This window comes from Burkholderia sp. WP42, assembly GCF_000745665.1.
In the GTDB taxonomy this organism is placed as follows: domain Bacteria; phylum Pseudomonadota; class Gammaproteobacteria; order Burkholderiales; family Burkholderiaceae; genus Burkholderia; species Burkholderia vietnamiensis.
This window is the reverse complement of the sequence record NZ_KN050723.1, coordinates 171,843-178,845: the sequence shown is the minus strand read 5'-3', so window position 1 is coordinate 178,845 and position 7,003 is coordinate 171,843. Positions and strand designations below refer to the sequence as shown.

Below are 7,003 nucleotides of genomic sequence, written 5' to 3'. Positions count from 1 at the left end.
ACTTCGGGCACTTCGGGCACCTCGGGCACCTCGGGCACTTCCGGCACTTCGGGCACCGCCACCACCCCGCTCGGCAACGTCCTTCAGCAAACCGGCACGCTGGTCACCGCACTCGGCACCACCGTCGCGAACGGCGGCTCGCAGATCGGCGGCGTGCAAGTGCCCGGCACGAACCCGACGACGGCCGCCAGCGTCGGCAACGCGGTCACGAGCCTCGGCAACGGCGTGCAGTCGCTCGGCAGCGGCATCGCGGCGGGCCTCGGCTCGATCGGCGTGTCGCCGAACCCGCTCGGCCCGACGCTCACGTCGACCACCGGCCTGCTGACCGGCGCGGGCGGCGCGGTCAACAATCTCGGCAACGCGGTGACGAGCCTCGGCAGCGGTCCGCTGTCGCCGCTCGCGCCGGCGACGACGCTGGTCGGCAGCCTCGTCAACACGGTCGGCACCGCGGTGAACTCCACCGCGTCGGCGTTGAACACGGCGCTGAGCAGCGCCCCGGTCCAGCAGCTCGAGACGCAGCTCGGCAGCGTGATCAATCCGATCACCAACACGCTGACCGGCGGCGCCACGACGCCCGGCGCCACGCAGACGCTCGGCGGCGCGACGCTGCTCGGCGCCCCGCTCAACGGGCTGCTCGGCACACTCGGCAGCGGCCTGGGCCTCGCGGGCTCGCAGATCGGCAGCACGACCGGCAACCCCGTCGGCGCGAGCACCGGCAATACCGTCGCGCAGCTCGGCAACACGGTGGCATCGGCCGGCGGCCTGCTGTACGGCGGCAGCGGCAGCTCCAGCAGCGGCACGAACCCGCTCGCGCCGATCACCGGCCTGCTCGGCACGTTGACGGGCGGGCTCGGCGGCGGCAGCAGTTCGAGCGGCTCGGGCGGCACCAGTGGAACGAGCGGCACCAACCCGCTCGCCCCGATCACCGCGCTGCTCGGCACCGTGACGGGCACGCTCGGCGGCATCGGTTCGAGCGGTACGGGTGGTACCAGCGGCACCGGCGGCAACGGTGGCGCGGGCGTCGGCGGCTTGCTGGCGCCGGTCACGGGCCTCGTGAACGCGCTGACGCCGCTCGGCGCCAGCCTCACCGGCACGGTGACGACGCCCGGCGGCGGCGTGACCGGCAACCTCGGCGGCGCGCTGACGAGCGGCCCGGTCGGCACGCTGACGGGTTCGTTGACGTCGCCGACCGGTGCGCTCGGCGCTGTCGGCACGGCGAGCCCGGGCGGCGCGGTCGGGACGGTGACGACGCCGTCCGGCAGCGGCACCGTGACGGCCGGCCTGTCCGGCAGTTCGGGCAGCACCGCGGGCGGCGCGACCAACCTGCTCGCGCCGGTGACGAACCTGCTCGGCGGTCTGCTCGGCGCCACCGCGCCGAAGAAGTAACGCTTCACCCATCAGAACGACAGGCCAGTGGCCGGGCCCATTCCGATACGGAGCCCGGCCGACGGCCGGCGTCACCCGCCAAGCGGGGACGCCGGCCCACCTCCCGACGAGGATCCGATCATGAATTCCACCATCGACGGCATTGCAGCAGTCCACGATCGTCCGCCGCGCTCCGCCACGCCGTTTCGCGCCGGGCTGCTCGGCATCGCGGCCGGGCTGCTCGCGCTGTGGGTCACGCGCGACCAGCCGGCGCTCGACGCGGCGACCCGCGCCGTGATCGCGAGCGTCGCGATCATCGGCACGATCGCGCTGCACGAAATCTTCGTCTCGCGCGTGTATCTGCGCCCGAGCGCCGGGCTGTCGCGGCAGGCACTGCGCCCGCTGGGGCTCGCGCGCGTCGCGACGCGCCTCGGCGCGCTCACGTCGATCTACGCGGGCATCGGCGCGATCTACTGGCTGCTCCCCGAATATCACGGCGCGTTCTATCTGCCGTTCTGGTCGCTGCTGCGCTCGCTGGCGCCGTACGTGATCGTCGCGGCGCCGCTCTACTTCGCGTGGATGGACCGCCACCAGCGCGACACCGACGACGCCTACCTGCTGTGGGGCCGCTACCTGTTGCGTCGCGAGCGGCCGGCGAGCTGGCAGCCCGTGCGCGAGATGCTCGCCGGCTGGGGCGTGAAGGCGTTCTTCCTGCCGCTGATGACCGTGTACCTGTCGAAGGACGCCGATCACCTGAGCGCATCGCTCGCGAACGCGCTGCACGCACCGATGACGCTCGCGACCTTCGTGTTCCTGTACGACCTGTCGTTCACGATGGACCTGATGTTCGGCACCGTCGGCTACCTGTGCACGTTCCGCATTCTCGACAGCCACGTTCGCACCGTCGAGCCGACCACGCTCGGCTGGGGCGCCGCGCTGATCTGCTATCAGCCGTTCTGGTCGCTGATCTCGAACAACTACATCCGCTACGAAGGCTCGCTGTTCTGGGACAACTGGCTGCTGTCCGCGCCGACGCTGCGCGTGATCTGGGGCGGCGCGATCATCCTGTTGCTGATGACCTACGCGCTGTCGACGATCTCGTTCGGGCTGCGGTTTTCGAATCTCACGAACCGCGGGATCATCACGTCGGGCCCGTACCGGTTCACGAAGCATCCGGCCTACATCACGAAGAACCTGTCGTACTGGATGGTATCGGTGCCGTTCGTCGAGCCGCTCGGCTGGCAGGTCGCGCTGATGCACTGTGCGGGGCTCGTCGCGGTGAACCTGATCTACTACACGCGCGCGAAGACGGAAGAACGGCATCTGATGCGCGATCCGGACTATCGCGCGTATGCGGAATGGATCGCGCAGCACGGGTTGTTTGCGCGGATGCGGCACGCGTTGGGTATGCGCGCGGCGGTGTGAGGCGGTGTACCGCGGCGGCGATCGTCGGTTCGATGAGCACTGCGCGCGGCGATCGACGCGCAGGCGCCGAGCCGTTAGCGAAGCGCCGCAACGGGCGTTATCGCGCCCTCACCCGCGCGACTTTCTTCGCGGGCTTGCCGGACTTCGCTGCCTTGGCGCGCGGCGCATCCTTGTCGGGCGGCGGGCCGCCGGCCAGATCCTCGAGCCATGCCAGCGCATCGATATACGACAGGAACTGCTGCAGGTAGTCGGGCGACAGCTCGCGCATCGTCGCGAGCGACCGATGCACGAGGCTGTTCGAATTGAGCGGCCCCGCGTTGCGCGGCACCTGGTCGAGCGACTGGCGGTACTGCTGCTCGGTGCGGACCTTCGACCACGTCGCGCGGAAGTAGTCGATCAGCGCGGGATCGATCCCGCGCCGGTCGGCCTGCGCATCGCGCGCGAGCCGCGCGACGAGCCCGGCGAGTGCGCCGCGCGCAGGCCCCTGCGCGCCGGCATGCGCGCTGTCGCACGCAGTTGCGGCTGCGGTTGCAGCTCCGTTTATGCCTTCGCTCGCGCGCGCCACGATCGCGGCGAACGCGTCGAGCAGCGTCGCGAGCCGCGCGTCGAGCAGCGCGCGCGCATCGCCGTCCAGCGCGGCCGCGCGTTTGGCGAGCGCGTCGAGCCGATGGAAGCGCACCGGGTCGAGCCGGTCGGCGCGCTGCTCACGCCATGCGTCGAGCATCGCGCGCACCTGCGTCGCGTCCACCGTCACTTCGCCGCTCCTCCATTCGACGCGCTCTTGCGCGGCACCGGCGCGATCTCCACGCGGCGGTTCTTCGCGCGGCCTTCGTCGTCGGCGTTCGAGCTGACCGGCTGCTGCGAGCCGAACGCCGCCGCGAACACCGACGGCGCCGGCACGCCGGCGTCGATCAGCGCGCGCGTGACGGTCAGCGCGCGCTTCGCCGACAACTCCCAGTTGTCCGCGAACAGGCGATTGCCGGCGCGCACCTGCTGATCGTCGGCGAAGCCGCTGACCATCAGGATCTCGTCGCGCGTCTTCAGGTACGCGGCGAGCGGCCCGGCCAGCGTCTTCAGCAGATCGCGGCCGGCCGGCTGCAACTGGTCCGAGTTCAACGCGAACAGCACGTTGCCGCTGATCCCGATGCGCCCGTTCACGAGCGTCACGCGACCGGCCGCGAGCGGCCCCGCGAGCGCCTGCTCCAGCGACGCGCGCTGCTGCGCTTCCTGCCGGCGCGCGCGCACGGCTTCCTCGAGCTTCGACGTCAGCTGCAATTGCATGCCGATCACGCCGACGAGGATCAGCACGAAGGCGCCGAGCAGCACCGACATCAGGTCGGCGAACGCGGGCCAGACCGGCGCGGCGGGCGCGCCGTCGTCGATTTCGTCATGCATGTCTTACGCTCCGACCGATGCGCGCCGACCGGCAATCTGCTGCAGATCCTCGACGATCTGCTTCTGCGACATCATGCTCAGGTCGATCACCTCGCGCGCCTGCGCGACGTAGTACTCGAGCTGCTCGTCGCTGCGCGCGAGCGATTTCTCGAGCGCGGCCTCGATGCGTTGCAGGTGGCTCAGCAACTTGTCGTTCGATTCGCCGAACACCTGCACGGCCGCGCCGAACGCATCGCCGAGGCTCGCGACCTCGACCGCGCCCGCCGTCACCTGCGCCGCCACGGAATCGAGCTTGCGCGTCTCGGCATCGACGGCGTCGTTGAAGCGCGCGCCGACGCGTTCGAGCAGATCGGCCGACGTGCTGACGAGCGCGTCGATCGCGGTGCGCTGCTCGGTCGATGCGTGATTGACCGCGCCGAGCAGGGTTTCGAGCGTCGCGAGCAGGCGGCTGCGCTCGTCGAGCATCGCCGTGTCGCGCACCATGCTGTCGGAAAGGCGCTGGCGCAATTCGGCGACGACGTCCGCCGCGGCCTTCGGCGCTTCCGATGCGGCCTGCACGAGGCGCGAGATTTCGTTGATCGTGTCGCTCGCGTGCGCCTGCGCCTGTGCGGTGATCGCGTTGGCGGTGCGTGCCAGCGTGTCGCAGATGTCCTGCTGGCGCGTCGCCGCGTGCGCGCTCGTCTGCGCCCATTCGTCACGCAGCGCGGCGGCCAGGGCCGCCAGCGAGTCGCTCCATGCGGCCAGACGCTCCTCGTCGCGCGCGGCGAGCTGCGTTTGCAGGCCTGCATGCGAATCGCGAATCGTCGACAGCAGATCGTTCGAGCGTCGTTCGAACGTCGCTGCCTGCGCGGTCAGATCGCGTGTGGTCTGTGCGAGCGCATCGCAGATCTCCTGCTGACGGCCCGCGCTGTGCACGCCCGCGCGCTGCCATTCGTCGCCGAGCTTCGCGGCCATCGCGGCGAGCGATGCGTTCCATGCGGCCAGACGTTCCTCGTCGCGTGCGGCGAGTTGCGTTTGCAGGCCTGTGTGCGAATCGCGAATCGTCGACAGCAGATCGTTCGAGCGTTGCTCGAACGTCGCCGCCTGCGCGGTCAGATCGCGTGTGGTCTGTGCGAGCGCATCGCAGATCTCCTGCTGACGGCCCGCGCTGTGCACGCCCGCGCGCCGCCATTCGTCGCCGAGCTTCGCGGCCATCGCGGCGAGCGAGTCGCTCCATGCTGCCAGACGCTCCTCGTCGCGTGCGGCGAGTTGCGTTTGCAGGCCCGCGTGCGAATCGCGAATCGTCGACAGCAGATCGTTCGAGCGTTGCTCGAACGTCGCCGCCTGCGCGGTCAGATCGCGCGTCGTCTGTGCGAGCGCATCGCAGATCTCCTGCTGACGGCCTGCGCTGTGCACGCCCGCACGCTGCCATTCGTCGCCGAGCTTCGCGGCCATCGCGGCGAGCGATGCGTTCCATGCGGCCAGACGCTGCTCGTCGCGTGCAGCCAGTTGCGTCTGCAACCCCGCGTGCGCGTCGCGCATCGCGACGAGCGCGGCCGCCGAGTGTCGTTCGAACGTGGCCGCGGCTTCGCCGAGCGCGCGCGCATGCCGGTCGGCCAGCGCGTCGCCGACCTGCTGCTGCTGCGCGAGCGCATCGCGCCACGCGTCGGACAGACGGCCTTCGGTGGACTCGAGGCGCGTCGCGACGCCGTCGAGCAGATCGCTCGAACGCTGCGCGAAGGTGTCGGTGAACCGGCCGAGCGTCGTCTGCAGCTGCTGCGCGACGGCGTCGCCGGCGCGGCGCTGCTCGTCGAGCGCGCGGCCCCACGCGGCCGTCACGTCGGCGGTGGTCTGCTCGAAGCCGCCGGCCAGCGCGTCGAGCTGGCGCTGCACCGCGCCCGTCACGGTGTCGCGCAGCGCGGCCATCTCCTGCGCGAGCCCCGTCATCGTCGCGGCGACGACCGGCTGCAGCGCAGCGCCGGCCACGCGCGCGCTTTCGGCGGCGCTCTCCTTCAACGCGTCGCCGACGTTCGCGGCAAGGCCCGCATACGCGCGCTCGGTGCGCTCGAAGAAGGCATGCTGGCTTTCGATCTGGCGATCGTGCAACGCGGCGCTGCGTGCGTCGAGCGCCGTCATCATCGTGTGCAGCCGGTCGACCAGCGCGGGCATCACGTCGGCCTGGCGCTGCAGCAGCCGGAACGATTCGTCGCGCTGATGCGCGGACGAGTGCACGCGCAGCGTCGTCGCGATCTTCGCGTCGAGCAGCTGCGCTGCCTCGATGCGTTCGCGCCGCAGGAGCGCCGACAGCAGGCCGAGCATCGCGGACGTCGCGACACCCGCGATCGACGTGCCGAACGCGAAGCCGAGGCCCTTGACGGGCGCGATCAGCGACGCGCGAATCGCATCCAGGTCGGTGGCGCTTTCGAGCGCGGCGCCCGTGCCTTTCAATGTCACGACCATCCCGAGCAGCGTGCCGAGCATGCCGAGCAGCACGAGCAGGCCGACGAGATAAGGCGTCAGCGCCGGACCCGGCAGCGCGACGCGCGCGCCCTCGACGCGCGCGCGCACCGCGCCGCGCAGCCCGGGGTGCAGCGTATCGAGCCACGTGTCGAGCGTCGCCGGCGGCTCGGTCAAGCCGGCCACCGCGCGCGTCAGCGTGGCCGTGGCCTGCCGGTAACGCTGCAGCTCCCACGCACCGGCGACGTAGCACGCGCCGATCAGCAGCGTGACGGCGGCCGCAAGCGGGTTCGACGCGACATAGCCGGCGCCGATCCAGCCCACTGCGAGCAGGCCGGCGATGAACACAACGAGATCAAGACGAATTCTGGACATAGCTTGG

General features: G+C 71.1%; 5 protein-coding genes. 2 read left to right on the top strand and 3 right to left on the bottom strand.

The features are described 5' to 3' along the window. Positions 1-153 precede the first annotated feature (153 nt). Both EX20_RS23405 and EX20_RS23400 read left to right on the top strand, forming a co-directional pair. Positions 154-1,386 (top strand): collagen-like triple helix repeat-containing protein, encoded by a 1,233-nt coding sequence (locus tag EX20_RS23405; protein ID WP_051974497.1) that lies wholly within the window; start codon positions 154-156, stop codon positions 1,384-1,386. A 120-nt stretch (positions 1,387-1,506) separates the two neighbouring features. Continuing rightward, positions 1,507-2,790, top strand: coding sequence for an isoprenylcysteine carboxylmethyltransferase family protein (locus EX20_RS23400; protein WP_034194918.1), 1,284 nt, complete (start codon positions 1,507-1,509; stop codon positions 2,788-2,790). A 97-nt stretch (positions 2,791-2,887) separates the two neighbouring features. On the opposite strand, the gene EX20_RS23395 is transcribed toward EX20_RS23400, so the two are convergent. The 3 genes from EX20_RS23395 to EX20_RS23385 are packed head-to-tail and all read right to left on the bottom strand — an operon-like array spanning position 2,888 to position 6,996. Next, positions 2,888-3,544, bottom strand: a complete 657-nt coding sequence (locus EX20_RS23395) for a DUF2894 domain-containing protein (protein WP_034194917.1) — start codon at positions 3,542-3,544, stop codon at positions 2,888-2,890. After that, positions 3,541-4,185 carry an OmpA family protein gene (locus tag EX20_RS23390; protein WP_011881423.1) on the bottom strand — a complete coding sequence of 215 codons (645 nt, stop codon included), beginning with the start codon at positions 4,183-4,185 and terminating at the stop codon, positions 3,541-3,543. Before EX20_RS23390 ends, EX20_RS23395 begins: the two co-directional genes overlap by 4 nt. A gap of 3 nt (positions 4,186-4,188) precedes the next feature. Beyond that, positions 4,189-6,996, bottom strand: a complete 2,808-nt coding sequence (locus EX20_RS23385; RefSeq protein ID WP_034194916.1) for a DUF802 domain-containing protein — start codon at positions 6,994-6,996, stop codon at positions 4,189-4,191. Positions 6,997-7,003: the final 7 nt, after the last annotated feature.

Bases quoted from the DNA above. Each gene is read 5' to 3' on its own strand.
- EX20_RS23400 (WP_034194918.1), top strand. From the start codon at position 1,507: ATGAATTCCACCATCGACGGCATTGCAGCAGTCCACGATCGTCCGCCG.
- EX20_RS23390 (WP_011881423.1), bottom strand. From the start codon at position 4,185: ATGCATGACGAAATCGACGACGGCGCGCCCGCCGCGCCGGTCTGGCCC.
- EX20_RS23385 (WP_034194916.1), bottom strand. From the start codon at position 6,996: ATGTCCAGAATTCGTCTTGATCTCGTTGTGTTCATCGCCGGCCTGCTC.